The 23720-nt window shown below is 60.2% G+C and carries 26 protein-coding genes; 10 read left to right on the plus strand and 16 right to left on the minus strand.

Going from position 1 to position 23720, the window contains the following annotated elements; genetic code table 11:
• Positions 1–4 precede the first annotated feature (4 nt).
• Complete coding sequence (locus C5P05_RS23280) at positions 5–454, minus strand: YybH family protein (protein WP_114972246.1); 450 nt, start codon at positions 452–454, stop codon at positions 5–7.
• Positions 455–594: 140 nt separating this feature from the next.
• Between C5P05_RS23280 and C5P05_RS23285 the strand changes: the two genes are divergently transcribed.
• Genes C5P05_RS23285 through C5P05_RS23295 form a run of 3 tightly spaced genes read left to right on the plus strand, consistent with a single transcriptional unit; the run spans position 595 to position 2652 of the window.
• Entirely contained in the window at positions 595–1182 is a 588-nt protein-coding gene (locus C5P05_RS23285; RefSeq protein ID WP_114972247.1) for a LemA family protein, read from the plus strand.
• Positions 1183–1204: 22 nt separating this feature from the next.
• Entirely contained in the window at positions 1205–2131 is a 927-nt protein-coding gene (locus tag C5P05_RS23290; RefSeq protein ID WP_420130770.1) for a TPM domain-containing protein, read from the plus strand.
• Positions 2131–2652 carry a TPM domain-containing protein gene (locus C5P05_RS23295; RefSeq protein ID WP_114972248.1) on the plus strand — a complete coding sequence of 174 codons (522 nt, stop codon included), beginning with the start codon at positions 2131–2133 and terminating at the stop codon, positions 2650–2652. The genes C5P05_RS23290 and C5P05_RS23295 overlap by 1 nt, the downstream gene beginning before the upstream one ends.
• A gap of 127 nt (positions 2653–2779) precedes the next feature.
• Here the strand turns inward: C5P05_RS23295 and C5P05_RS23300 are convergent, their stop codons facing one another.
• The 9 genes from C5P05_RS23300 to C5P05_RS23340 all read right to left on the minus strand — a co-directional run bounded on the left by C5P05_RS23300 (position 2780) and on the right by C5P05_RS23340 (position 9870).
• Positions 2780–3196 (minus strand): F0F1 ATP synthase subunit epsilon, encoded by a 417-nt coding sequence (locus tag C5P05_RS23300; RefSeq protein WP_114972249.1) that lies wholly within the window; start codon positions 3194–3196, stop codon positions 2780–2782.
• A gap of 11 nt (positions 3197–3207) precedes the next feature.
• Positions 3208–4611 carry a F0F1 ATP synthase subunit beta gene (atpD, locus tag C5P05_RS23305; RefSeq protein ID WP_114972250.1) on the minus strand — a complete coding sequence of 468 codons (1404 nt, stop codon included), beginning with the start codon at positions 4609–4611 and terminating at the stop codon, positions 3208–3210.
• A gap of 50 nt (positions 4612–4661) precedes the next feature.
• The gene (gene atpG / locus C5P05_RS23310; protein WP_114972251.1) at positions 4662–5552 is read right to left on the minus strand and encodes a F0F1 ATP synthase subunit gamma; all 891 of its coding nucleotides are present in this window, start codon (positions 5550–5552) and stop codon (positions 4662–4664) included.
• A 29-nt stretch (positions 5553–5581) separates the two neighbouring features.
• Entirely contained in the window at positions 5582–7135 is a 1554-nt protein-coding gene (gene atpA, locus C5P05_RS23315) for a F0F1 ATP synthase subunit alpha (RefSeq protein WP_114972252.1), read from the minus strand.
• Positions 7136–7184: 49 nt separating this feature from the next.
• Positions 7185–7715 carry a F0F1 ATP synthase subunit delta gene (locus tag C5P05_RS23320; protein WP_114972253.1) on the minus strand — a complete coding sequence of 177 codons (531 nt, stop codon included), beginning with the start codon at positions 7713–7715 and terminating at the stop codon, positions 7185–7187.
• Positions 7716–7725: 10 nt separating this feature from the next.
• Entirely contained in the window at positions 7726–8196 is a 471-nt protein-coding gene (locus tag C5P05_RS23325) for a F0F1 ATP synthase subunit B (protein ID WP_114972254.1), read from the minus strand.
• 36 nt (positions 8197–8232) lie between these two features.
• Entirely contained in the window at positions 8233–8496 is a 264-nt protein-coding gene (gene atpE / locus C5P05_RS23330) for a F0F1 ATP synthase subunit C (protein WP_114972255.1), read from the minus strand.
• Between the two features lie 74 nt (positions 8497–8570).
• The gene (gene atpB / locus C5P05_RS23335) at positions 8571–9455 is read right to left on the minus strand and encodes a F0F1 ATP synthase subunit A (RefSeq protein WP_114972382.1); all 885 of its coding nucleotides are present in this window, start codon (positions 9453–9455) and stop codon (positions 8571–8573) included.
• Positions 9456–9480: 25 nt separating this feature from the next.
• The gene (locus C5P05_RS23340) at positions 9481–9870 is read right to left on the minus strand and encodes an ATP synthase subunit I (protein WP_332871362.1); all 390 of its coding nucleotides are present in this window, start codon (positions 9868–9870) and stop codon (positions 9481–9483) included.
• Positions 9871–10069: 199 nt separating this feature from the next.
• On the opposite strand from C5P05_RS23340, the gene C5P05_RS23345 reads away from it, so the two are divergent.
• The 5 genes from C5P05_RS23345 to C5P05_RS23365 are packed head-to-tail and all read left to right on the plus strand — an operon-like array spanning position 10070 to position 16586.
• Complete coding sequence (locus C5P05_RS23345) at positions 10070–10996, plus strand: D-amino acid aminotransferase (RefSeq protein ID WP_114972257.1); 927 nt, start codon at positions 10070–10072, stop codon at positions 10994–10996.
• Positions 10997–11035: 39 nt separating this feature from the next.
• Complete coding sequence (locus C5P05_RS23350; RefSeq protein ID WP_114972258.1) at positions 11036–11326, plus strand: YbeD family protein; 291 nt, start codon at positions 11036–11038, stop codon at positions 11324–11326.
• A 6-nt stretch (positions 11327–11332) separates the two neighbouring features.
• The gene (lipB, locus tag C5P05_RS23355) at positions 11333–12025 is read left to right on the plus strand and encodes a lipoyl(octanoyl) transferase LipB (protein WP_114972259.1); all 693 of its coding nucleotides are present in this window, start codon (positions 11333–11335) and stop codon (positions 12023–12025) included.
• A 26-nt stretch (positions 12026–12051) separates the two neighbouring features.
• Positions 12052–13065, plus strand: a complete 1014-nt coding sequence (gene lipA / locus C5P05_RS23360) for a lipoyl synthase (RefSeq protein ID WP_114972260.1) — start codon at positions 12052–12054, stop codon at positions 13063–13065.
• A 56-nt stretch (positions 13066–13121) separates the two neighbouring features.
• A complete protein-coding gene (locus C5P05_RS23365) occupies positions 13122–16586 on the plus strand; it encodes a DEAD/DEAH box helicase (protein WP_332871363.1) in 3465 nt (1154 codons plus the stop codon).
• Positions 16587–16871: 285 nt separating this feature from the next.
• Here C5P05_RS23365 and C5P05_RS23370 read toward each other — a convergent pair whose 3' ends face one another.
• Together C5P05_RS23370 and C5P05_RS23375 are read right to left on the minus strand one after the other, a co-directional pair.
• Positions 16872–17558: a class I SAM-dependent methyltransferase gene (locus C5P05_RS23370; protein ID WP_332871364.1), complete on the minus strand. Its 687-nt coding sequence runs from the start codon at positions 17556–17558 to the stop codon at positions 16872–16874.
• A gap of 263 nt (positions 17559–17821) precedes the next feature.
• Entirely contained in the window at positions 17822–18547 is a 726-nt protein-coding gene (locus C5P05_RS23375; RefSeq protein ID WP_114972262.1) for a DUF4395 domain-containing protein, read from the minus strand.
• 591 nt (positions 18548–19138) lie between these two features.
• Between C5P05_RS23375 and C5P05_RS23380 the strand changes: the two genes are divergently transcribed.
• Both C5P05_RS23380 and C5P05_RS23385 read left to right on the plus strand, forming a co-directional pair.
• A complete protein-coding gene (locus C5P05_RS23380) occupies positions 19139–19621 on the plus strand; it encodes a hypothetical protein (protein ID WP_157979439.1) in 483 nt (160 codons plus the stop codon).
• 4 nt (positions 19622–19625) lie between these two features.
• Positions 19626–20564 (plus strand): alpha/beta fold hydrolase, encoded by a 939-nt coding sequence (locus C5P05_RS23385; RefSeq protein ID WP_114972264.1) that lies wholly within the window; start codon positions 19626–19628, stop codon positions 20562–20564.
• Here the strand turns inward: C5P05_RS23385 and pqqE are convergent.
• The 4 genes from pqqE to pqqB are packed head-to-tail and all read right to left on the minus strand — an operon-like array spanning position 20530 to position 23681.
• Positions 20530–21717, minus strand: coding sequence for a pyrroloquinoline quinone biosynthesis protein PqqE (gene pqqE / locus C5P05_RS23390; RefSeq protein WP_114972265.1), 1188 nt, complete (start codon positions 21715–21717; stop codon positions 20530–20532). The two genes, C5P05_RS23385 and pqqE, sit on opposite strands and share 35 nt — an antisense overlap.
• A gap of 2 nt (positions 21718–21719) precedes the next feature.
• The gene (gene pqqD / locus C5P05_RS23395) at positions 21720–22016 is read right to left on the minus strand and encodes a pyrroloquinoline quinone biosynthesis peptide chaperone PqqD (protein ID WP_114972266.1); all 297 of its coding nucleotides are present in this window, start codon (positions 22014–22016) and stop codon (positions 21720–21722) included.
• Positions 22017–22045: 29 nt separating this feature from the next.
• Positions 22046–22756, minus strand: coding sequence for a pyrroloquinoline-quinone synthase PqqC (gene pqqC / locus C5P05_RS23400; RefSeq protein WP_198674839.1), 711 nt, complete (start codon positions 22754–22756; stop codon positions 22046–22048).
• Positions 22749–23681, minus strand: a complete 933-nt coding sequence (pqqB, locus tag C5P05_RS23405; RefSeq protein WP_114972268.1) for a pyrroloquinoline quinone biosynthesis protein PqqB — start codon at positions 23679–23681, stop codon at positions 22749–22751. Before pqqB ends, pqqC begins: the two co-directional genes overlap by 8 nt.
• Between the last annotated feature and the right edge of the window lie 39 nt (positions 23682–23720).

Raw genomic sequence — 23720 nt, forward strand, 5'->3', positions numbered from 1 at the left:
TTAATCAATGCAAGACATGGGGAGCCTCATTGATTTCCGGCACCTCCCGCTCCGAGCCCGGACTCGCGTGGTGCGCCACCATGCGCCAGCCCTGAGCCGTCTTGTGATAGACGTTGGTGGCGATGACATAGGCTTCGCGCGGTCCCTCCTGGGTCAGTACGTCGATGCGCTCGCGCACGTTATGCACGCTGCTGGCGAGCGACTCGATTCTGCGCACACCCTCCGGCCAGGCCTGGATACTGCCCTGGGAAAACATGGCTTCAAATGCGGCGCGGATGGCACCTACACCAACCAAACGGGGTCCACCCGGGTGAACACAGACAATCTCATCTTCGTCCGCCCAGCAGGCCATGAGTTTTTCCAGGTCAGCCGTCTGCAAGGCCTCGTAAAAGGCAGCTTCAATGTCATCGGCCGATCCACCGACGGTGGCGGCCCGTTGTTTTGCTTTGGACATTCTGGTGCGGGTTAATTGATAAGGTCGATTTTGCCGCGATTTCAACCAGCGTAGATGCGAAACCACACGTTTGCGGGCGTCAACTCAATAGCCGCTGCTCACATTTATGCTACCGTTGCGCCCCAAGTTGGAGAATCTCTATGACACGCTGGTTTCTGATCCTCATGACCGCATTCGGACTAACCGGTTGCGGCTACAACGATTTTCAACGCCTCGATGAACAAACCAAGTCCGCCTGGAGCGAAGTGCTCAACCAGTATCAGCGCCGCGCTGACCTGGTGCCCAATATTGTGGCCACGGTGAAAGGTGAAGCCGCGTTCGAGCAGGAAACGCTGACCAAAGTGATTGAGGCCCGGGCCAAGGCAACGTCAATCCAGGTGACGCCGGAGACGCTGAACAACCCCGAGGCCTTTCAGCGGTTTCAGGCGGCTCAGGGCGAACTCGGTTCGGCCTTGAGTCGATTGATGGCGGTATCGGAACAATACCCCAGCCTGAAAGCCAACCAGGGTTTTTCAGACCTTCGCGTGCAGCTGGAAGGTACTGAAAACCGCGTGACTGTCGCCCGCAACCGCTACATCCAGGCGGTGCAGGCCTACAACGTGCTGGCGCGCAGCTTCCCGACCAACCTAACGGCCATGGTGTTCAGCTACCCGCCCAAACCCACGTTCGCGGTGCAAAACGAGGCGAGCATCTCCACCCCGCCTGTGGTTGACTTCAACAAGAAGTAACTTGCCTGCGCGTGCGCTTGCCATGAAAAAAATGCTTGTGCAGCAAGGGTCGCCGGATCGCGTGCTTGCTTTGCTTTGTTCGTTGAGCGCTTTGGTTTTTGGCCTATTTTTGACCCTCTCACCGGCGATTGCACAGTTGGCGGTTCCGGCGCTGAACGCCCATGTCATGGACAGCACAGGTACGCTGGACGCACAACAGCTGCTGGCACTCGAAAGCAAGCTGAACGCCTTTGAGCAAAGCCGCGGCGCGCAAGTCGTGGTGTTGCTGGTGCCCACGACACAACCCGAGGACATTGTCAGCTACGCCAACCGGGTGGCCAACACCTGGAAAATCGGGCGCAAGGAAATCGGCGACGGATTGCTGTTGGTGGTGGCCAAGAATGACCGAAGCATCCGGATTGAAGTCGCGAAAACGCTGGAGGGCGCCATTCCCGACTTGGCAGCCAAACGCGTCATCGAGCAGGCCATCACACCGCGTTTCCGGCAGGGCGACTTCGCAGGCGGCCTGAACGCGGGCGTCGACCAAATATTCAAACTAATCTCCGGCGAGGCCTTGCCTGCGCCGGCTGCGGAATCCGGCGGTGGCAAGGCCGGTTTTGAGTGGATGGATCTCCTCATCTTTGCGTTCATTGCCGTTCCCGTGGTGGCCGGGGTGGCGCGCAGCATTCTGGGGCCCAAACTCGGCGCCTTGGCCACGGGCGGCGCGGTCGGTGCGCTTGCGCTGGTCGTTACCTCCAGCCTGTTGATCGCTGGCGTGGCGGCTTTCGTGGCCCTTTTATTCGCCCTGTTTTCAAGTGCCGCGCGCAATCTCGGCACAGGTTTCGGCTCTGGGCGGGGTTCCGGTGGCGGCTGGGGCGGAGGCTTCGGCGGCGGGGGAGGTGGAGGCGGTGGCTTTAGCTCGGGCGGTGGCGGCGACTTTGGCGGCGGCGGCGCCTCGGGGAAATGGTGATGCTGAGCCGTATCCAAAGAGTTCTGAAACATCGCTGGCTGGATGCGTCCAGCACCCGACGCGCCATCCCACCGGACATGCAGCAGCGGCTACAAGAGCGGGTGGCGGCCAGCGAGCAACGTCATTCGGGCGAAGTTCGTATTTTTGTCGAGGCAGCCCTGCCGCCAGGCTATCTGTGGCGCGATGCCCCCATTCAAGAAATCATCCGGCAGCGGGCCTTGGCCGTGTTCAGCCAACTGGGCGTCTGGGATACGGCCAACAACAATGGCGTCCTGATTTACCTGCTGCTGGCCGAGCACGCCATTGAGATCGTCGCGGATCGGGGACTCAACGACGTGGTCGAGCCGCAACTCTGGCAGGACATGGTCTCCCGCATGCGCAGCGCCTTTCAGCACGGCCATTTTGAGGACGGACTGACCCAGGCATTGGAAGAAGTGTCAGCCCTGCTGGTACAGCACTTCCCGCTGTCGGCGGGACAGCGCAACCCGAATGAACTGCCTGATTCGCCGGAGCTGGCTTGAGGCCAGTGCGGGCGTCAGCGTTAGGTTGAGCCGCCTGACCCCGGAACGACAAAAGCCCTGATCCTCGCAGAACAGGGCTTTGAAAGTGCTCGGTTCTTCAACGGCCGCAGAGCCGCTGATTTCCGATTTACTTCTTCTGGCGGTACTTGCGCAGCGCTGCAATCTGCGCTGCCATCACGAACAGTTCAGACTGCGCACGGGCGATATCAAGCTCGCCCTTGGCATTCTTGAGCGCTTCTTCAGCAAGCGCCTTGGCGGCATTGGCTTTCTCGTCGTCCAGATCCTTGCCGCGAATGGCGGTGTCAGTCAACACCGTGACGCAGTTGGGCTGAACTTCCAGAATGCCACCGGCCACAAAGATGAACTCTTCGCTGCCGTCGGCCTTTTCAATACGCACCGAACCCGCCTTGATGCGCGTGATCAGCGGTGTGTGGCGCGGGTAAATGCCGAGTTCGCCGGCTTCACCGGGCAAGGCCACAAAACGCGCCTCGCCAGAGAAGATGGACTCTTCGGCACTGACCACATCAACGTGGATGGTGTTCATATTGACGATCCTTAGACCTTCTTGGCTTTTTCGAACGCTTCGTCGATCGTGCCAACCATGTAGAACGCTTGCTCTGGCAGGTGATCGCACTCGCCGGCCACAATCATCTTGAAGCCGCGAATCGTCTCGGCCAGGCTGACGTACTTGCCAGGCGAGCCGGTGAACACTTCAGCCACGTGGAAGGGCTGGGACAGGAAACGTTGGATCTTGCGAGCACGTGCCACGGCCAGTTTGTCTTCCGGCGCCAACTCGTCCATGCCCAAAATCGCAATGATGTCGCGCAGTTCTTTGTAGCGCTGCAGCGTACCTTGCACGGCGCGGGCGGTTTCGTAATGGTCTTGGCCCACAACCAGCGGATCCAGCTGGCGGCTGGTGGAATCCAGCGGGTCCACTGCGGGGTAAATACCCAGCGAAGCGATGTCACGGCTCAGCACCACGGTGGAATCCAAGTGGGCAAAGGTAGTCGCAGGTGATGGATCGGTCAAGTCATCGGCAGGGACGTAAACGGCCTGGATGGACGTGATGGAACCCACTTTGGTGGAAGTGATACGTTCTTGCAAACGGCCCATTTCTTCCGCCAGCGTAGGCTGATAGCCCACAGCGGAAGGCATACGACCCAACAGCGCCGACACTTCGGTACCGGCCAAAGTAAAGCGGTAAATGTTGTCCACAAAGAACAGCACGTCTTTGCCTTCGTCACGGAAGGACTCGGCAATGGTCAGACCCGTCAGGGCGACGCGCAGACGGTTGCCTGGGGGCTCATTCATCTGGCCGTACACCATGGCCACTTTGGACTCTTCGAGGTTCTCGAGGTTCACCACGCCAGAGTCGGCCATCTCGTGATAGAAGTCGTTACCTTCACGGGTCCGCTCACCCACACCGGCGAACACGGACAAGCCGCTGTGCGCCTTGGCGATGTTGTTGATGAGTTCCATCATGTTCACGGTCTTGCCAACGCCAGCACCGCCGAACAGACCCACCTTGCCGCCCTTGGCGAACGGGCAAATCAAGTCAATCACCTTGATGCCGGTTTCCAGCAGCTCTTGGGACGGATTCAGTTCGTCGTAAGACGGCGCCTTGCGGTGAATGGAGGCCGTCAGTTCGGAATTAACCGGGCCGCGCTCGTCAATAGGAGCACCCAGCACGTCCATGATGCGACCCAAAGTCGCTTTGCCCACCGGCACCATGATGGTTTGCGCGGTGTTTTGTACAACCATGCCGCGGCGCAGACCGTCAGAAGAACCGAGCGCAATGGTGCGGACGATGCCGTCACCCAGCTGCTGCTGCACTTCGAGGGTCAAAGTGGAGCCATCCATCTTGAGCGCGTCATAAATCTTGGGCATCTTGTCACGCGGAAACTCCACGTCGACCACCGCACCGATACACTGAACAATCTTGCCTTGGACTTGAGCCATTTTTTGCTCCAAAAATAAATTCGTTTAAACCGCTGCAGGTGACCGCATGGTCACACCGCTGCTGCACCCGCGACGATTTCCGAAAGTTCTTTCGTAATCGCTGCTTGACGCGTCTTGTTGTAGATCAGCTTGAGCTCGGCAATCACGCTGCCGGCGTTATCTGTCGCTGACTTCATGGCCACCATGCGCGCCGATTGCTCGGATGCCATGTTCTCGGCCACAGCCTGGTACACAAGTGCTTCCACGTAGCGGACCAGCAAATCGTCAATCACGGTCTGCGCATCGGGTTCATAGATGTAATCCCAACCATGCTTGGTGCCGGTCGTCGCTTCGCTGGCTTGCGCCTCGGCCTGCATCACGCTGGCCGACAAAGGCAGCAATTGCTGCACCACAGGCTCCTGCTTCATGGTGTTGATGAAGCGGGTGTAACACAGGTACACCGAATTCACCTCGCCTTTGGCATAAGCATCCAGCAGCACCTTGACCGGACCAATCAGCTTGTCCAGATGCGGCGTGTCGCCCAGTTGCGTCGCATGCGAGACCACCTTGGCACCGATGCGGTTCAGGAAACCCAAACCTTTGTTGCCGATCGCCACCGCCTGCGTCGAGACACCCACCGCCTGCAACTCGCGCAGCTTGTTGGTGACACCGCGCAGTACGTTGGTGTTCATGCCACCGCACAAGCCTTTGTCCGTGGACACCACAATCATGCCCGCCGACTTGGCGTCGTTGGTCTTCATGAAAGCGTGCACGTACTCAGGATTGGCGTGACCGAGATTGGCCGCAATGTTGCGGATCTTTTCGCTGTAAGGGCGGGCGGCGCGCATGCGCTCCTGCGCCTTGCGCATTTTGCTGGCCGCCACCATTTCCATGGCTTTGGTGATCTTCTTGGTGTTCTCCACCGATTTGATCTTGCCGCGTATTTCCTTACCTGCTGCCATGAATGACTCCTTGTGCCGTCAGATGCAAATCAAGCAAAAGACTTCTTGAACGCCGTTGCTGCTGCTGTCATTTCAGCTTCAGCATCTTTGTCCATGGCCTTGGCGGCTTCCAGCTTGGCCAGCAACGCAGCGTGCTTGTCTTTGAGATAAGCATGCAAACCGTGCTCGAATGCCAAGACCTTCTTGACTTCGATATCGTCCATGAAGCCTTTGTTCACCGCAAACAACGTGGCCGCCATCATGCTGATGGGCTGCGGGCTGTACTGCGCTTGCTTGAGCAACTCGGTCACACGGGCGCCGCGATCCAACTGCTTGCGGGTGGCTTCGTCCAGGTCAGACGCGAACTGCGCGAACGCAGCCAATTCACGGTACTGAGCCAAGTCGGTACGGATACCACCGGACAAGTTCTTGATCAGCTTGGTCTGGGCTGCACCACCGACGCGGGACACCGAGATACCAGCGTTGATCGCAGGACGGATACCGGCATTGAACAATGAGGTTTCCAGGAAAATCTGGCCATCGGTAATCGAAATCACGTTGGTCGGCACAAAGGCGGACACGTCCCCGGCTTGCGTTTCAATGATCGGCAATGCGGTCAATGAACCGGTCTTACCCGTCACAGCGCCTTTGGTGAAGTCTTCAACATACTTCTCATTGACACGAGCGGCACGCTCCAGCAGACGGCTGTGGAGATAGAACACATCGCCGGGGTAGGCTTCACGGCCTGGTGGGCGGCGCAGCAACAAGGACACCTGACGGTAGGCCACGGCCTGCTTGGACAGATCGTCATACACAATCAGTGCGTCTTCGCCACGGTCGCGGAAATATTCACCCATCGTGCAACCGGAGTAAGCGCTAACGTATTGCATGGCGGCCGACTCGGAAGCCGTAGCAGCCACCACAATGGTGTATTCCATGGCGCCGGCTTGCTCCAAGGCACGCACCACGTTCTTGACGGAAGAGGCTTTTTGGCCAATCGCGACGTAAACGCAGGTCATGTTCTGACCCTTCTGGTTGATGATCGCGTCAATGGCCACGGCAGTTTTGCCGGTCTGACGGTCACCAATGATCAGTTCGCGCTGACCGCGACCGACCGGAACCATGGAGTCAATCGACTTCAGGCCGGTTTGCATCGGCTGGTCCACCGATTTACGTGCAATCACCCCAGGTGCAACCTTTTCGATCACATCGGTCATCTTGGCGTTGATCGGACCCTTGCCGTCAATCGGCTGACCCAGCGCATTGACCACACGGCCTTTGAGCTCAGGGCCGACGGGCACTTCCAGAATACGACCCGTGCACTTGACAATGTCGCCTTCGGAAATGTGCTCGTAAGCACCCAGAATCACGGAACCCACGGAGTCGCGCTCAAGATTCAGCGCCAAGCCGTAGCTGGGTTGACCATCGGCGTCAGCGGGGAATTCGAGCATTTCGCCCTGCATCACGTCCGACAGGCCATGAATGCGGCAAATGCCGTCAGTCACGGACACGACCGTACCCTGATTGCGAATGTTGGCGCTGGCTGACAGGCCTTCAATACGGCTCTTGATCAGTTCAGAAATTTCTGCGGGATTGAGTTGCATGACTCTTTCCTTCTTTCGTTAATTGGGCTGACAGCGAGAGGCTTGCGCCTCAAGCCGTCAAGGCCATTTTCATTTGTTCAAGACGGGCTTTGACAGAAGAGTCAAGAACCTCATCACCCACCACCACACGAATGCCACCGATCAACTCGGGCTGCAATTCGACGGACACGTTGAGCTTGCGAGCGAATCGTTTTTCAAGCGTAACGGCCAGATCAGCCAGGGCGGCGCTGTCAATGGCGAACGCGCTGTAGACCACCGCGTCGGCCGAGCCGCTTTGAGCGTTCTTCAACACGCGAAACTGCTCGGCAATTTCTGGCAAAGCATTCAAGCGACCGTTTTCAATCACGGTGCGCAAGAAGTTCTTGGCCATCTCCGGCAAAGCCACGCGGGCCACACCGGCAATCACATCAAACACCTGGTCAGCTGTCACGTTGGGATTGTCAGAATATTGAACCAATTGCGGATTTCCCGCAATTTCCTTCAACTCTTCAACCCAGACAGCCGCACCATTCAAGTCTGATGACGAAGCCTTGAACAAGGCTTCGGCGTAAGGGCGGGCAATGGTGGCAAGTTCAGCCATGATTGTCCTCTTACAGCTCAGTCTTCAGACGGCCAAGCAAATCAGCATGAATACCGGCATTGACTTCCTTGCGGAGAATCTGCTCGGCACCCTTGACCGCCAGCGCAGCCACTTGCTCACGCAGTGCCTCGCGCGCCTTGACGGTTTGCTGTTCCGCTTCAACCTTGGCAGCAGCAATGATCTTGTTGCCTTCCTCGGTTGCCTTCAATTTGGCTTCTTCAACGATGGCCTGACCACGACGCTCGGCATCCGCCAGGCGGGCCGTGGTCTCAGTCCGCGACTTGGCCAATTCGGCTTCCACGCGCTTGTTGGCGGAGGAAAGCTCGGACTTGGCTTTGTCGGCGGCCGCGAGGCCGTCGGCGATTTTGCTGGCACGTTCATCCAATGCAGTCGCAATGGGCGGCCACACGAATTTCATCGTGAACAGCACCAGCAATGCGAAGACGATGGCTTGCGCTACCAGAGTTCCATTAATGTTCACAGTAAATCTCCTTCAACGAGATGTTGCAGGAAAGGTTTACTTAACCAAACGTGCGATTTGAGCGAGGAATGGGTTGGCAGTTGCGAACCACAGAGCAATACCGGTACCGATAATGAACGCGGCGTCAATCAGACCAGCCAACACGAACATCTTGGTTTGCAGTTCGCCCATGAGTTCTGGCTGACGTGCAGCTGCTTCAAGGTACTTGCTACCCATGATGCCGATACCGATACAAGCACCCAAAGCGCCCAGACCAATGATCAGACCAGCAGCCAACGCAGCAAAACTAATAACTTCCATGATTCACTCCTAATAAACTAAAAAGATAAAAACAAAAACAAACCGAAAATCAGAGCGCAAATTAATGCGCAAAATCAATGCGCGTCGTGCGCCTGCCCGATGTAGACCAAGGTCAACATCATGAACACAAATGCCTGCAACAAGATGATGATGATGTGGAACACGGCCCACGCCCAACCCGCCACCACGTGCAGCAACAAAAGCATCAGGCTCCCAGGCTCTGCAGAGAAAGCCCACGAACCACCCAGCAAGGCAATCAGCATGAACACCAACTCGCCCGCATACATATTGCCAAACAGTCGCATGCCATGCGAAACGGTCTTGGCCACGAAGGAGATCAGCTGTTCAGCGATGTTGATCACACCCAGAATGACGGCAAAAATCGGATTCTTGCTGGTGCCGAACGGTGCGGACACCAGCTCATGCGCCCAACCGCCCACACCCTTGATCTTGATGTTGTAGAAAAGACAGATGAACAAAACGGAAACCGACAGACCCATGGTCACCGACAGGTCGGCGGTGGGCACCACACGCAGGTAAGCGTGATGCGGATCGTGGCCAGCTGCGCCATAGATCCAGCCCCAGATTGTTGGCAACAAATCCAGCGGCAGCAAGTCCATCGCGTTGAGCAGGAAAATCCACACAAACACGGTCAGCGCCAAGGGAGCGACCAGCTTGCGGCTCTTGGCATTGTGAACAATGGCCTTGGCCTGGCCGTCCACCATTTCAATCAGGATTTCAACCGCAGCCTGGAAACGGCCCGGGGCACCGGATGTTGCAGTGCGCGCTGCCTTCCAGAGGAAGAAGCAACCCAGCACACCCAGCAGAATCGAGAAGAACAATGAATCGATATTGAAGACGGAGAAATCTACGATTTCGGTCTGTGGCTTGTTTTGCCAATGCGTCAAGTGGTGAACAATATATTCACTAGCTGTCGGAGCACTGGCTTCTGCGGACATGGCTTCTGCGGACATTGTTAACTCTTTACTTTGTTTTTCGTTTCGGACGCATTAACAGCGCCACCCAATAAACCTTCAGGGTCACGATCAGACCAATCAGCATTGCCAACCAGTCCAGATCTGCAACCAACTGCGGGGCGGCAAAAAGCATCCCGACACTCGCGGCAATCTTCACCGCTTCCCATACAAAAAAACCAAAACCAGCGGTCGCCGCATTCATGGACGAGAACTGACTCATCAGACCTCGCGCAAACAGCACAGCGGGGATCACCACCGCCAGCGCACCGTAAGCGGCAGACCAACCCATGCTCGGCTTGCCGGTGAACCCCCAGGCCGCCAAAGCCACCAGGACACCCACCGCAAACTGCAAACTCACGATCCGCCAAGGTGATACCGACGGGTGAAGTTCTCGCAAGGCCTGCGCCTCTTCGGCACTCAGCCGCTTGAACTCCAGCTCTTCGGACTCATCTGAGTCAAATTCGGAAACAGGCGTAATTATCGACATCTCAAATTACACGCAGGTTACACGTGAGGTACGGGCGACGGATGCCGCAAAGCCTCAGATTATACGTAGAAACCCGTGGCTTTTAGCCCTGCCCGGCGATAATTCACATATGCACTCACTCCCACCCCTGCCCTGCTACCTCAACGGCGAGTTCACCGAACTCCCCAACGCCAAGGTCAGCGTCATGGATCGTGGCTTCATTTTTGGTGACGGCGTGTATGAAGTCGTGCCGGTGTATGGAGGTCAGTTGTTCCGGTTTGCGCAGCACATGGAACGGCTCGACCGCAGCTTGGCCGAGCTGCGCATTGGCAATCCGATGACGCATGCCCAATGGGCGGAGCTGGCTCTTAAACTAGTCGCCTCGTACGCCCACGCCACGGGCGCCAGCATCCAGAGCACAGACCAATTGGTGTACATCCAGGTCACCCGTGGTGTGGCCATGCGTGACCACGTCATGCCCACGGACATCACGCCGACCGTGTTCGTCATGGCCAATGTAATGAAGCTCCCCAACGCGGCCCAGCGTCGCCAGGGCGTGGCTTGCGTGACGGCGGACGACTTCCGCTGGGAGAAAGCGCATATCAAAAGCACGAGCTTGTTGGGCGCTGTGTTTGCCCGACAGATCAGTTTTGACGCCGGAGCGCTGGAGACCGTCATGTTTCGTGATGGCTTTTTGAGCGAAGCCGCGGCCAGCAATGTCTGGGTCGTCAAAAACGGCAAGGTGATGGGTCCGCCCAAGGATAAATTGGTGCTGGAAGGCATTCGCTACGGCCTGATAGAAGACCTCTGTCGCGCCCAAGGCATCAGCTTTGAATTGCGCCGCATCAGCCGCGACGAAGTCTTGGACGCGGACGAGTTGCTCCTGTCGTCCGCCACCAAAGAAGTGCTGGCCATCACCACGCTGGATGGCCGCCCCATCGGTAACGGCCAGCCCGGTCCGGTCTACGCCCGGCTGTATGCGGCTTACCAGCAGGCCAAAGAGCAGACGCGGCTTGCACCCGCCGATCTGGGCTCCGCAGACGCTCTCCTGCCTTGACACCGCCCGCCTCATTCACTCTTACTACTTTTAACGCCCGTGTCTACACCCATCAATCCCGACATCCCGCGCAATGAGTCGCTCATTGAGTACCCTTCGCAGTTTCCCATCAAGGTCATGGGCGTCAAGGTCGATGGTCTGGTGCATGCCATCTCCATGATCGCCCACCAGTTCGATCCCACGTTCGATGCCAGCACGATCGAGTTGCGCGAGAGCAAGGGCGGCAAGTACCTGGGCGTGACCATTACCGTCACCGCCACCAGCCGCGAGCAGCTCGATGAGCTGTACCGGACGCTATCGACGCACCCGATGGTGAAGGTCGTTCTGTAAACCGCCGTGGGCCTTGCAACCCAAAACCTCGGCCGGGTCGACTACCTGCCGACTTATGAAGCCATGCAGGCCTTCACCGCCACGCGCACGGCTGAGACGCCTGATGCGCTATGGATTTGCGAGCATCCACCGGTTTATACACAGGGGCTGGCCGGTAAAGCGGAACATATTTTCAACCCGGCCGATATTCCGGTGGTGCAAACCAACCGAGGTGGCCAGGTCACCTACCACGGCCCCGGCCAGGTGGTGGCGTATCCGCTGCTCGACCTCAAGCGCGCCGGCTATTTCGTCAAGGAATATGTGTACCGCATCGAGGAGGCCGTCATCCGCACGCTGGCCGCTTTTGGCGTCACGGGGCATCGCGTCGGCGGTGCGCCCGGCATTTACGTGCGCCTGGAGGATCCGGGTTCGCACGCCATGCTGCCCCAGCGCCCCAGCAAGGACCATCATTCAGCCACGAGTCCTGACTTCACTGGCCTGGGCAAAATCGCCGCTTTGGGCATCAAAGTCAGCCGCAACTGCACCTACCACGGCGTGGCGCTGAATGTGGCGATGGACCTGGAACCCTTCTCGCGCATCAACCCTTGCGGCTACTCCGGGCTGCAAACGGTAGACCTTTCTACAATTGGTGTCTCCGTCGGCTGGACTGAAGCGGCCGACGTCCTGAGCCACAAGCTCGCAAACTACCTGGCGCCCTGACGCCGCCCTACAAGAAGCTACGCACCATGAGCCACAGCCACGACGATCTAGCCGCCAATCCCACGGTGCGCGATGCCCAGCCGCAAGCCGGCTACGACCCCTTGGTCAAACAGAAGGCGGCGGCCAAGCTGTCGCGCATCCCGGTCAAGGTGGTGCAGGGCGAGGTGCTGAAAAAGCCCGAGTGGATTCGCGTCAAGGCCGGCTCGCCGACCACCCGCTTTTATGAAATCAAGGACGTGCTGCGGAGTAACAAGCTGGTCACGGTGTGCGAGGAAGCGTCCTGTCCCAATATCGGTGAGTGCTTCGGCAAGGGCACGGCGACCTTCATGATCATGGGCGACAAGTGCACGCGGCGCTGCCCGTTTTGCGATGTCGGCCACGGCCGGCCCGACCCGCTGGATGTGAACGAGCCCGAAAACCTGGCCAAGACCGTGGCCCAGCTCAAGCTCAAATACGTGGTGATCACCAGCGTCGACCGCGACGACTTGCGCGACGGCGGCGCCCAGCACTTTGTCGATTGCATCACGCGCATCCGCGAGCTCTCGCCCAGCACCCAGATCGAGGTGCTGGTACCCGACTTCCGCGGCCGCGACGACCGCGCGCTCAAGATCTTGCAGGCCGCACCGCCGGACGTGATGAACCACAACCTGGAAACCGCGCCGCGCCTGTACAAGGAAGCGCGCCCCGGCAGCGACTACCAGTTCTCCTTGAACCTGCTGAAGAAATTCAAGGCGCTGCACCCGAACGTGCCCACCAAGAGCGGCATCATGGTCGGCCTGGGCGAGACGGACGAAGAAGTGCTGGAAGTCATGCGTGACATGCGCGCCCACAACATCGAGATGCTGACCATCGGCCAGTACCTGGCGCCCTCGATGTCGCACCTGACCGTCAAACGCTATGTGCACCCCGACACCTTCAAGATGTTCGAAACCGAGGCTTACGCAATGGGCTTCAAGCATGCGGCCGTCGGCGCCATGGTGCGCTCCAGCTACCACGCCGACCAGCAGGCCGGCCACGCGCTGGGCACGCCCATCGCCTAAAAACGCTACGCTTTCAATAGCTGCTTGCGCATATTAGATAAGGGCTGGAGCCTTATTTGACTATAAATTCTCCCTTGGCTCCAGGTCTCTGGTTCCAACCCCAATCGCTGCAGGCCCTGACCGAGGCCGGCCCTTGGACGCGCGGCCTGATGCTGTACCGCAGCCAGAAGGTGCTGAGCCTGGACATCGAGCCGCTGCACGACCACTGGCTGCTGCTGGGCGAGGTGCAGGGCAGCCTGCGCGAGCCCTACGAGGTGTCGATCGAGATGGCGCTGATGCCGGACGGCCAGGTGGATTACTGGGACAGCGACTGCGAATGCCCGGTCGGCAGCCAGTGCAAACACGGCGTCGCGCTGATGCTGAAAGCCGCTTACCAGGGCCTGCACCTGCTCGGCGGCAGCGCGACTCACCACGGCGCGTCAACCAGCCGACTCGCCCCGCCTACACCGGAACAAGTCGAGGCCGCCCGCCAGTCCGCGCTGGCCCAGGCCCAGGAAAAAGCCCGGGTGCAGGCCGAGGGCGAGTTGCTTCGCTGGCTGCAGGAGCTGGACAAGGCCAGCGGCGTGCGCAGTGAAACCGACAATCCCCGGCCCGAGCAATTCCTCTATCTGCTCACCGTGATAGGCGCGCACGGCCCGACGCCCCGGCTGCAAATTGAAGCCGTCGTGTCCTACCGCAAGGTCACCGGCGGCTGGGCCAAACCCAAGGCCGTCAAAACCGCGCCTTACAAGGGCCAGGCGGTGTACGACCAGGCCACGGACGTGGACCGGCAAGTGCTGCAACTGCTGCGCGCCATGCCCGACACCTACCGCTATACCTACTCTTTCAGCGCCAGCGTCATTCCGGGCGGCCAGGCGGGACTGATGGTGCTGCAGCAGGCCGCCAGCACCGGGCGCCTGTTTCTGGACGATGGCAACGGCGGCCCCGGCAACGCCGTGCAATGGGGTCCGGCGCAGGCGCTGCGCTGGGAATGGCAGGAGGTCAGCAGCGCCCAAGCCAGCGAGCCCGGCTGGTCCTTGCGCGCCAAACTGGCCGACTCGTCCGCCAAGCTGTGCCTGAACAGTCCCCCGCTGTACCTGGACGCCACGCTCGGCCTGTGCGGCCCGGTGCAGGCCGATAACATCCCGGCGGCGCAACTGGAAGTGCTGCTGAAAGCCCCGCCGCTCAAACCCTCGGCCCTGCAAAAACACCAGGCGGCGCTGGTGCAGCGCCTGGGCGCGCTGCCCTTGCCGCCGGTGCTGCAATCCCTGACTACCCTGCAAGGTATCACGCCCACCGCCTGCCTGCAGCTGTCTCTGACGCCGCCGCAAGACGCGCCGGACCTGGGCCTGATCCAGGCCCGCTTGTGTTTTGACTACGCCGGACACCGCGGCTGGTGGGCCGGCCAGGGCAGCACGGTGCTGATCGAGAGTAAAGACGGTCGCTTGCTGCTGCAGCGCGACGCCGAAGCCGAGCTCGACGCTATCACCCGCCTGTATGACCTGGGCCTGATGTCCGCCACCAAAGACCTGTTCGGCATCCCCGGCGACGGCCCGCAGCAGGACTGGCTGCACTGGGCCGACAACGGCTTTTCGGTGCTGCGCGAGGCCGGTTTTGAGGTGACGCTGGACGACGCGCTGAAAGACTGGATCACCCACGCCGACACGCTCGACGTGCAGCTGCGGCCCGAAGGCGAAGACGGGGATGAAGGCGCCACCTCGCCGTGGTTTGACCTGTCGCTGGGCATGGAGATCAACGGCCAGCGCCACAACATCCTGCCCTGGCTACCGGAGCTGATCGCCGCCGCCGCCGCCAGCCCGCTGGACCCGGACACCGGCCTGCCGACAATTCCGCCCTTTGTCTACCTGCCGTCGCTGCAGGGCAAAGGCTTTATCCGCCTGCCCACGGATGCCCTCAAACCCTGGATGGCCGCGCTCTTGGACCTGGTCGGTGACCGATCCCATGACTTCACCGGCGACAGCCTGAAACTCTCGCGGCTGGATGCGCTGCGCACCGGCGCCGCCCTGGGCGAAGGCGCGGTGTGGGAAGGCGCGCAGGCGCTGCGCGACATGGTGCAACAGCTCAGCGGCCACAGCGAATTGCCCGAGGTGCCGGTGCCCGCCAGCGTGCAAGCCAGCCTGCGCCCGTATCAGCAACAAGGCGTGAATTGGCTGCAGTTTTTGCGCGAACACAGCCTGGGCGGCATTCTGGCGGACGACATGGGTCTGGGCAAAACCCTGCAAACCCTGGTCCACATCCAGATCGAAAAAGATGCCGGCCGCCTGACGCACCCGGCCCTGATCATCGCGCCGGTCAGCCTGATGGGCAACTGGCAGCGCGAGACCGAGCGCTTCTGCCCGCAGCTGCGCTGCCTGGTGCTGCACGGCAAGGAACGCCACGCCGTGGCCGACAGCATGGGCCAGTTTGATGTCGTGATTGCGCCCTACTCGCTGCTGCAACGCGACCGCGAACGCTGGCTGGAGGCCCAGTGGCATCTGGTGGTGCTGGACGAGGCGCAAAACATCAAGAACGCCAGCACCCACGCCGCACAGGTGGTGGGTCAGCTGCAGACCCGGCATCGCCTGTGTCTATCGGGCACGCCGATGGAAAACCACCTGGGCGAAATCTGGAGCCTGTTCCACTTCTTGATGCCGGGTTTTCTGGGCAGCCAGACCCGCTTCAAGGAATTGTTTCGCACCCCCATCGAGAAGCAGGGCGACCCGGATCGCCTGACCCAGCTGCGCGCCCGCATCACACCCTTCATGCTGCGCCGCACCAAGGCCGTGGTGGCGAACGAACTGCCGCCCAAGGTGGAGACCGTGATGCGCGTCGAGCTGTCGGGCAAGCAGGCCGACCTGTACGAAACCATTCGCCTCGGCATGGAAAAAACCGTGCGCGAGGCCCTGACCACCAAGGGCCTGGCCAAATCGCAAATCACCATCCTGGACGCGCTGCTGAAGCTGCGCCAGGTCTGCTGCGACCCGCAGCTGCTGAAGCTGGAGGCGGCGAAAACAGTCAAGACTTCGGCCAAGCTAGAGCAGCTGATGGAAATGCTGCCCGAGATGCTGGCGGAAGGCCGCCGCATCCTGCTGTTCTCGCAGTTCACCAGCATGCTCACCCTGATCGAGGCCGAGCTGAAAAAACGCAATCTCCCCTGGGTCAAGCTGACCGGCCAGAGCCAGAAGCGCGATGCCCTGATCGAGCAGTTCACCAGCGGCCAGGTGCCGCTGTTCCTGATCAGCCTGAAAGCCGGCGGCGTCGGTCTGAACCTGCCGCAGGCCGACACCGTGATCCACTACGACCCATGGTGGAACCCGGCCGTCGAGGCCCAAGCCACCGACCGCGCCCACCGCATCGGCCAGACGCAAAGCGTGTTTGTCTACAAGATGGTGGCGCAGGGCACGATCGAGGAGCGCATTCTGGCCTTGCAGGAACGCAAGGCGGCGCTGAGCGAGAGCATGTACAGCGGCGCCACCGCGCGCAAGCAGCCGCTGTTCAGCGAAGGCGATCTGGCGGAACTGCTGAAGCCACTCTCTATTTGATAGCTGCTTGCGCTTATTACACGGGGGCTAGAGGCGGATTTTATTTACAAAACGCTCCACTGATCCGCCCTGCCTGCACCGGCTGGGCTTTGGTGTGTCGACAGGCTGCCGCTGGAGGGGTGAAAAGGGCGCGGATGAAGGACAACATAAAGACTGTCTGCGGCTGTAGAGATTCTCGAACTGGTGGCTCCATGGCGCTCACTCAGTGGGGTACGTCGCGATGACCGCTCCTGCCGTATGAAGCGGACTTCCGCTTTCAGTTCCCGATTGCAGCCTGAAATCTGCTTAGCGCTTACGTAGCAAGTTGACACGCATGGGTCGCACAAAGTGTGCCCCGTCTGCCCTCATGTGCGCTTCAAAGCGCGCACGCACCGCCTGCAAAGTGGTGGCATCAAGCCGATGATTGACAAACGTTACGCCGATCATGCGCTGCTCGAACTCCGCAAAATCGCGGTAGTGCACCGGCATGTCGAAGAACATCTCGGCTATCTGATCCCAAGCGCCCGAAGACACCGCTTCCTGCACCCCGCGCAAGGCTGCAGCACGCACAACCTCCTCGTCGTGGAACAGGCGCATCACCTCATTCAGCGCTCCGGCAAACACGGGCTCCGAAACATAAAGGAGACCTTTGGGTCGCAGTACACGGCGCACCTCCGCCAGCGCCTGGCTCAACTGATCCAGAGGCACATGATGCAAAGACTTCAGCATCAGCGCCAGGTCGAAACGCGCTGCCTCAAACGGGATCGATTGCGCACCGGCCTGCACGAAGTTCAGCCGCCCCTGCGGATTGAGCAGGTTCTTGGCGTTTTGACGTTCGTCCACATCCAGCCCGGTTACTTCGCAGGCTGGGCACCGAGCTAGTAACTGGCGCGACAGTTGTGCGGCACCGCAGCCCAATTCGATGATCCGCGGGTGCTGATCCAGGCCGACCAGCGATTGCAGGAAATCAAGTTCGTCGATTATCAGCGGCATGCTCATCGAGTCCAGTCCTTCAAAATAGATTAATCCAATATGGCAAGAGACACTAAAGATCTACGCCAACGAAGAGAAGACTTCTGCCCATTTCCTGGACGACCGCAGCCAACCGTCCCGGAAACGGGGGAAGCCCAAGTTGTTCTCCTCCGATCTAGCGCAGATCGACAAGAAAGGTTATTTCCTGAAAACCTGAACGTTTCTTAATCTGAATGTCGAGCTTGAAGGGGCATGCGGTTTTGCCAATCTTGAAAGTGAGCATCTCAGGCCTTGGCATTCCAGGTCAGGTTGTTGCAAGCCTCACACTCATCTCTCATCAGGCCGACTTTGACCAGCAGGGAATGAACTTTGCAGCCAACGCAAAACCCCAGCACTGTTTCCATCCACATAAACCCGACGCACACCCACACGAGAACCAGAGGAATCCATTTGGGCAGGTAGTTTTGGGTGGTCGGGAGCACCTCATGCGCCAGCGCCCAGTTGACCCAGCCGGCAAACACCTCCGGATTGAAAAAGACCAGGCACACCGAGATAAAGCTGGCACCGATGGACCAGGCGAAACGCTTAGGTGTCAGGGGCTTCCAAACGGGCGCACGACCTTTGGCAAGAAAGCTGCTGATTAGAACGGTGGGGGAAAATCGGGCGGTGAAGGCGAACATTCCCGAAAGCATTTCGAACAGTGCGAAGCAAAGCAGCATCGTCTGCTTCGAATAATCCAAGGTACGCCGGATGGCTTCGACGCTGTAAAGAGTGTGGCCGTCAAAATCCGTATCGAACGTATCCTTGATCGCATTACCAGTGACGATCCAATGAGATCCATAAATGGCCTCGTACAACGTAAAACCCATGTACAAGGGAATAATTAGCAGCAAGCCGGCACGAATGCGAACTGCAATATCGTTGATGAAGAGCGTGTCTGAGCGCGGGTCAAGAAACCACAGTTTTCTGAAAACTTCCACAATATTTCCGAACGTTCTATTTGCTGGCATGTCGTATTGCTTTGAGCTTGAAAGGGAGCTGGGTGAGCTGCGATTTGTCCAACCGCTTTTTCCAATTAAATGTCCGCAAAGACCAATGAACCCAATCCAGCTACATCTGAAGAGAGGGCGGCGGACCCGTTAACCCGGCGGCATCACATCCCGCAATGTGACCACAGCCGAATAAATTAGTTCCCGCTAATATACATGTATCGGAACCCAATGGCTCAACACCCAGGTGAATCACCTGAAAGGGAATAGTCCTTCGCGGGCCACTAGCCCACACCGTGAGCTACGCCCGTTTCCGACGTCTCCCAGCCCTTAAAAAAACTAATCCACTCGCCTGATTTGCGGTGAATATGCATTTCAGAGAAATTGGATTCACTATTTATTTGCTGGCTACTTGCGCAGATTACATAAGCGCTGCACTCAATTTTCTAGGTCGATCTGCTTCCACGACTGAACCGTCACACCGTGGCGGATCATGTTGTAGTCACCGCCAAACACCAGCAGGGGCGGCAACGCGGCGGACCCCGCAAGGCGGGCTGAGTCGGCGGCACGTCACTTGCTTATTCCCGTGGATAGTGCTTTGATTGTTCCCGCATGACACAACGCCAGTTCATCTCTTTGTTCGCCGGGCTTATGGCCGGGCTCGGGCCATTGGCCGCTTGGGCGCAGACGCCGCCGGCGGTCAGCCCCCTGGTCGCCAACTTGCCGGTCACTAGTGCCGCTGACCCTTACCGGGGACACACGGGCTCGGATCTGGTGTTACTGGATCTGGACAGCGGCGTGGCTTTTGTCGGCAGCCTGGCCTTTGCCGAGCGCATTCCCACCACCCCGCATGCCAACATCCCGCAATGGCTTGACAGCCTCGGCCAGCTGGAAGCCGATTTGCGTGCCGTGCTGCCGGGGAACCGGCTGCGCCAGGTCGTGCCAAGCCATGGGCCGGTGCGCGCCAACGCGTCGGCCCTGCAGCAGACCCGCGAGTACCTGACCTGGCTGGGCCGCATTTGCGACCGAATTCACGCGCATGTGGCGCATCTGTACCCCCGCTATGAAGCCCTGAGTCTGAGGCCAGTCCATTGACGGCATGAACTCGCGCTCACCTTCTTCACCCCCGGCCTGGGACCAGGGCTGGCTGCCGGCCTGTGACGGTCACCGCCTCTATTACGAGCAGTGGGGCCGACAAGACGGCCCGGTGGCGTTGGTCTTGCACGGCGGGCCCGGCTCGGGCTTTAGCGAGCGCCTGCGCTCTTTTTTCGACCCCGAACAATTTCGCATCATTGCCTTTGACCAGCGCGGCTGCGGCCGCAGCACGCCGCGCGGGGAATGCCGCCACAACACCACGGCGCACCTGCTGGCGGACATGGAACGCCTGCGTCACGCGCTGGGCGTGGCGCAGTGGCTGCTGGTCGGCGGCTCCTGGGGCGCCACGCTGGGCCTGGCCTACGCCACCCGACATCGGGCGCAGGTCACGGGCTTGTTGCTGCGCGGTTTTTTTTGGCCTGCGGCATCGCACATCGAAGCGTTTTTTGCGGGTCGGCCGTGGCGGCAATGGGCGTCGCAGCTGGAGGATGCCTCGGTATCAGAACGGCATGCGGCCGCGCGTGCGTGGTGGGAGTGGGAGTCCTCCCGCTCCGCGCCGGCCTCGGCCCCGGCTCAAGACGCCGGGCAAGGTCTGTCCGAGCCCTCTGCGGCGCAGCTGGACGCCTTGTGTGACCGCTACCGCGTGCAAGCCTGGTACCTGCAGCATGAATGCTGGTTGAATGAAGCAAGTCTGGGCCGGGATGCGCCCGAACTGTCGGATTTGCCAATCCAGTTTTTGCACGGCCGGGAAGACCAGGTGTGTTCACCAGTCCACGCGCGACGCGTGCAGGAATGGCTGGCAGGCAGTGGCTGGCTCACAGTGGACGGCGCCGGTCATGATCCGTTTCACCCGGCCATGGCGCAGGCCATGCGCGCAGCCCTGGACCGTTTCGCCAGGACCGGACGCTTCAGCCAATATCCGGCAGCGTCAGCGCGGCGCTGAGCGCGCGCGAGTTCCGGTCCGTGCGAAAGACGAGGGGTTGCCAGTCGGCGCTACGGGCAGGCTCGTCCGCCGTCCGCACCGCAGCAGCCCGCACAATCGACACCACTTTTTCATGATCGGGTGACTTGGAACAAACCGGATCGGCGGCGGCGGCGTCGCCCGTCAGCAAATAGGCCTGGCAGCGACAGCCGCCAAAGTCCTTGTGCCGCTCGTCGCAGGTGCGGCAGGGGTCCTTCATCCAAGTCTCGCCACGAAAGGCGTTAAAGCCGGGGCTGATGTGCCAGATGTCGGCAATCGACTGCTCACGCACCGAGGGAAATTTCAGCCCCGGCAAGTCCCGCGCGTTATGGCAGGGCAAGGCCAGGCCGTCGGGCGCAATCGTCAGGAAGACGCTGCCCCAGCCGTTCATGCAGGCCTTGGGCCGCTCTTCAAAGTAGTCAGGCACCACGAACAGCAATTGGCATTGGGAGCCGATGCGCGTGCGGTAGTCGTTCACCACGGCTTCGGCCTCGCGCAGTTGCTCGTGCGTGGGCAACAGATGGTCACGGTTGAGCATGGCCCAGCCGTAGTACTGGGTGTTGGCCAGCTCCAGGTACTCCGCGCCAATCTCCAGCGCCAGGTCAATGATGGTGCCCACATGCGGCAGGTTGTGCCGGTGCAGCACGACGTTCATGACCATCGGGTAGTCATAGGCCTTGATGAGGGCGGCGACCCGGCGCTTGAGCTCGAAGGTTTTGGTGCTGCTCAAAAAATCGTTGAGTTCGCGCGTGGAGTCCTGGAAGGAGAGTTGGATGTGGTCCAGCCCGGCTTCCTTGAGGGCCTTGATGCGCGGCTCCGTCAGCCCCACGCCCGAGGTCAGCAGGTTGGTGTAGAAGCCCAGGCGGTGGGCCTCTTGGACCAGCACTTCAAGGTCGTCGCGCACCAGGGGTTCACCGCCGGAAAAGCCCAGTTGCGCGGCACCCATGGCGCGCGCTTCGCGCATCACCCGGATCCATTCATCGGTGCTCAGCTCGTCCTGCACGGCGGCGTGCTGCGTCGGGTTGTAACAAAACACGCAGTGCAGCGGGCAGCGGTAGGTCAGCTCGGCCAGCAACCAAAACGGCGGCTTGACGGCGTTGACGATCGCCGCATCAGGGGCTTGGATCGGCATCATGGCTAGACCAGCCAACGGCGCGCATAGGCCTGCGCCAGCAGCTGCTCGATCTGGCTGCGAAGGCCTGGCTGCTGGAACGCCGCTTCAAGATCCGCTACCAGCACATCCACCGTGGTCTGCCCATCGCAGCGCCGGATGATTTCGGCGGCCGATGCGTTCAGTTGCACCATGCCCTCGGGATACAGCAGCACATGGGCCTGCTGCACTTCTTCCCACTGGAGGCGAAACATCCGGTTGAGCTTCGGCCGCGCCGCGCCGGAGGGCACGGGGAGTTCTTGGGTCGGGGGCGGTACGTCCATCAGAGTCTCCAACAGGTTTCAGACCGGGCTCATGCCGGGTAGGCCTTCTCTATCGCGTCAAGCATGGACCACAGAAGGTCCAGTTTGAATTGAAGAATATCAAGCGCGCGCTGTTGTTGCGCGCGGGTGGTGAAATGTTCCAGCGTGACCTTCAGGCCATGCTCCACGTCGCGCGAGGCCAGCGGGATGCGGCTGCGGAAGTAGTCCAGCCCGCTGGACTCGATCCAGGGGTAATGAACCGGCCAGGTGACCAGACGATCCTTGTGGATCTGCGGTGCAAACATTTCCGTGAGCGATGAACACACGCCTTCTTGCCATGGGGCGTGGCGCGCGAAATTGACATAGGCATCGCAGGCAAAGCGAACGCCGGGCACCACGGCCTTGAGCGACCACAAATCATCGCGGGCAATGCCCACCGCCTCCCCCAGTCGGGTCCAGGCTTCCATGCCGCCGGCATTGGCCCCCTGAAAATCGTCGTGCCCATCGTGGTCCAGCATGCGCTGAATCCAGAGCCGGCGGTGCGCCCGGTCCGGCATGTTGGACATGACGGCGGCGTCCTTGATCGGTATGCACCACTGGTAATAGAAGCGGTTGGCGACCCAGCCGCGCACCTGCTCAGGCGAGCATTCACCGCTGTTGAGTCGCACGTTGAACGCATGGTGGATGTGATAGGCCGTGCCTTTGTCGCGCAGGCGATTTTCGAACTCTGCGTGGTCCCAAGCCAGGGTGTGATCAGCCATTTGAACTTCCAAGGGTAATTGCCATGCCATCCCAGGCCACCTCGATGCCGGCCGCCGTCAGGGCCGCACGCTCGGGTGAATCGCTGCGCAGAATGGGGTTGGTGTTGTTGATGTGGATGAGAATTTTTCGGGTGCGCTTGGGCAGGGCCGCCAGCACTTCGATCATGCCGCCCGGTCCGGACTGGGCCAGGTGACCCATGTCCGCGGCCGTTTTGTCCGACAGCCCCAGGGCCTGCATTTCGTCGTTGCGCCAGCAGGTCCCGTCGACCAGCACCACATCGGCCGTGGCCATGGCCTGCGCCACGGCCGGCTCCATGCGGCCCAGTCCCGGGGCATAAAGCAGGCGCTGGCCGCTTTGGATGTCTTCAATCACCACGCCGATGTTGTCGCCCGGCAGCGGGGCATCCCGGCGCGGCGAAAACGGTGGCGCGTTGCTGGACAGGGGTATCACGGTAAACCGGATGTCCTCCAGCCCGGGCACCGCGAAGTCAGGCTCGGTCAGCGAGAGCAGGTGCGCCTCCACACCCGCATAGTGCGACAGCACGCGAACCAGGGGCAGGCTGGTGTTGAGCTCGTCCAGCACCTGGGGCGTGGCGTACAGGGGGAGCGCCGTGCGGCGTTCACGCAGCATCAGCAAACCGGTGACATGGTCGATTTGCGCGTCCATGAGCAGGACTGCAACGATGCCACTGTCGCGCAAAGCCCGTGCCGGTTGCAGCTCGGGCATGGCGCGCACCTGGGCCAGAATATCGGGGGAAGCATTGACCAGCAACCAGTCCTGGCCGTTGCGTGACACCGCAATCGAAGACTGGGTGCGCGCTGTCAACGCCGGGTCACCTTGGCGCACCGCAGCACAGTTGCTGCAATTGCAATTCCATTGGGGAAAGCCGCCGCCGGCGGCCGACCCCAAAACGCGTATGTGCATATAGTCAATCTTGGATTAGGAAGAGCGAGGCTTGCGCCC

It is taken from the genome of Rhodoferax ferrireducens, assembly GCF_003347515.1.
Taxonomy (GTDB): Bacteria; Pseudomonadota; Gammaproteobacteria; order Burkholderiales; family Burkholderiaceae_C; genus Rhodoferax.

What these genes read in the sequence shown, in the direction of transcription:
- C5P05_RS23280 (WP_114972246.1), bottom strand. Translation starts at nt 454, where the DNA reads ATGTCCAAAGCAAAACAACGGGCCGCCACCGTCGGTGGATCGGCCGAT.
- C5P05_RS23285 (WP_114972247.1), top strand. Translation starts at nt 595, where the DNA reads ATGACACGCTGGTTTCTGATCCTCATGACCGCATTCGGACTAACCGGT.
- C5P05_RS23290 (WP_420130770.1), top strand. Translation starts at nt 1,205, where the DNA reads ATGAAAAAAATGCTTGTGCAGCAAGGGTCGCCGGATCGCGTGCTTGCT.
- C5P05_RS23295 (WP_114972248.1), top strand. Translation starts at nt 2,131, where the DNA reads ATGCTGAGCCGTATCCAAAGAGTTCTGAAACATCGCTGGCTGGATGCG.
- C5P05_RS23300 (WP_114972249.1), bottom strand. Translation starts at nt 3,196, where the DNA reads ATGAACACCATCCACGTTGATGTGGTCAGTGCCGAAGAGTCCATCTTC.
- atpD (WP_114972250.1), bottom strand. Translation starts at nt 4,611, where the DNA reads ATGGCTCAAGTCCAAGGCAAGATTGTTCAGTGTATCGGTGCGGTGGTC.
- atpG (WP_114972251.1), bottom strand. Translation starts at nt 5,552, where the DNA reads ATGGCAGCAGGTAAGGAAATACGCGGCAAGATCAAATCGGTGGAGAAC.
- atpA (WP_114972252.1), bottom strand. Translation starts at nt 7,135, where the DNA reads ATGCAACTCAATCCCGCAGAAATTTCTGAACTGATCAAGAGCCGTATT.
- C5P05_RS23320 (WP_114972253.1), bottom strand. Translation starts at nt 7,715, where the DNA reads ATGGCTGAACTTGCCACCATTGCCCGCCCTTACGCCGAAGCCTTGTTC.
- atpE (WP_114972255.1), bottom strand. Translation starts at nt 8,496, where the DNA reads ATGGAAGTTATTAGTTTTGCTGCGTTGGCTGCTGGTCTGATCATTGGT.
- atpB (WP_114972382.1), bottom strand. Translation starts at nt 9,455, where the DNA reads ATGTCCGCAGAAGCCAGTGCTCCGACAGCTAGTGAATATATTGTTCAC.
- C5P05_RS23345 (WP_114972257.1), top strand. Translation starts at nt 10,070, where the DNA reads ATGCACTCACTCCCACCCCTGCCCTGCTACCTCAACGGCGAGTTCACC.
- lipA (WP_114972260.1), top strand. Translation starts at nt 12,052, where the DNA reads ATGAGCCACAGCCACGACGATCTAGCCGCCAATCCCACGGTGCGCGAT.
- C5P05_RS23370 (WP_332871364.1), bottom strand. Translation starts at nt 17,558, where the DNA reads ATGCCGCTGATAATCGACGAACTTGATTTCCTGCAATCGCTGGTCGGC.
- C5P05_RS23375 (WP_114972262.1), bottom strand. Translation starts at nt 18,547, where the DNA reads ATGCCAGCAAATAGAACGTTCGGAAATATTGTGGAAGTTTTCAGAAAA.
- C5P05_RS23380 (WP_157979439.1), top strand. Translation starts at nt 19,139, where the DNA reads ATGACACAACGCCAGTTCATCTCTTTGTTCGCCGGGCTTATGGCCGGG.
- C5P05_RS23385 (WP_114972264.1), top strand. Translation starts at nt 19,626, where the DNA reads ATGAACTCGCGCTCACCTTCTTCACCCCCGGCCTGGGACCAGGGCTGG.
- pqqE (WP_114972265.1), bottom strand. Translation starts at nt 21,717, where the DNA reads ATGATGCCGATCCAAGCCCCTGATGCGGCGATCGTCAACGCCGTCAAG.
- pqqD (WP_114972266.1), bottom strand. Translation starts at nt 22,016, where the DNA reads ATGGACGTACCGCCCCCGACCCAAGAACTCCCCGTGCCCTCCGGCGCG.
- pqqC (WP_198674839.1), bottom strand. Translation starts at nt 22,756, where the DNA reads ATGGCTGATCACACCCTGGCTTGGGACCACGCAGAGTTCGAAAATCGC.
- pqqB (WP_114972268.1), bottom strand. Translation starts at nt 23,681, where the DNA reads ATGCACATACGCGTTTTGGGGTCGGCCGCCGGCGGCGGCTTTCCCCAA.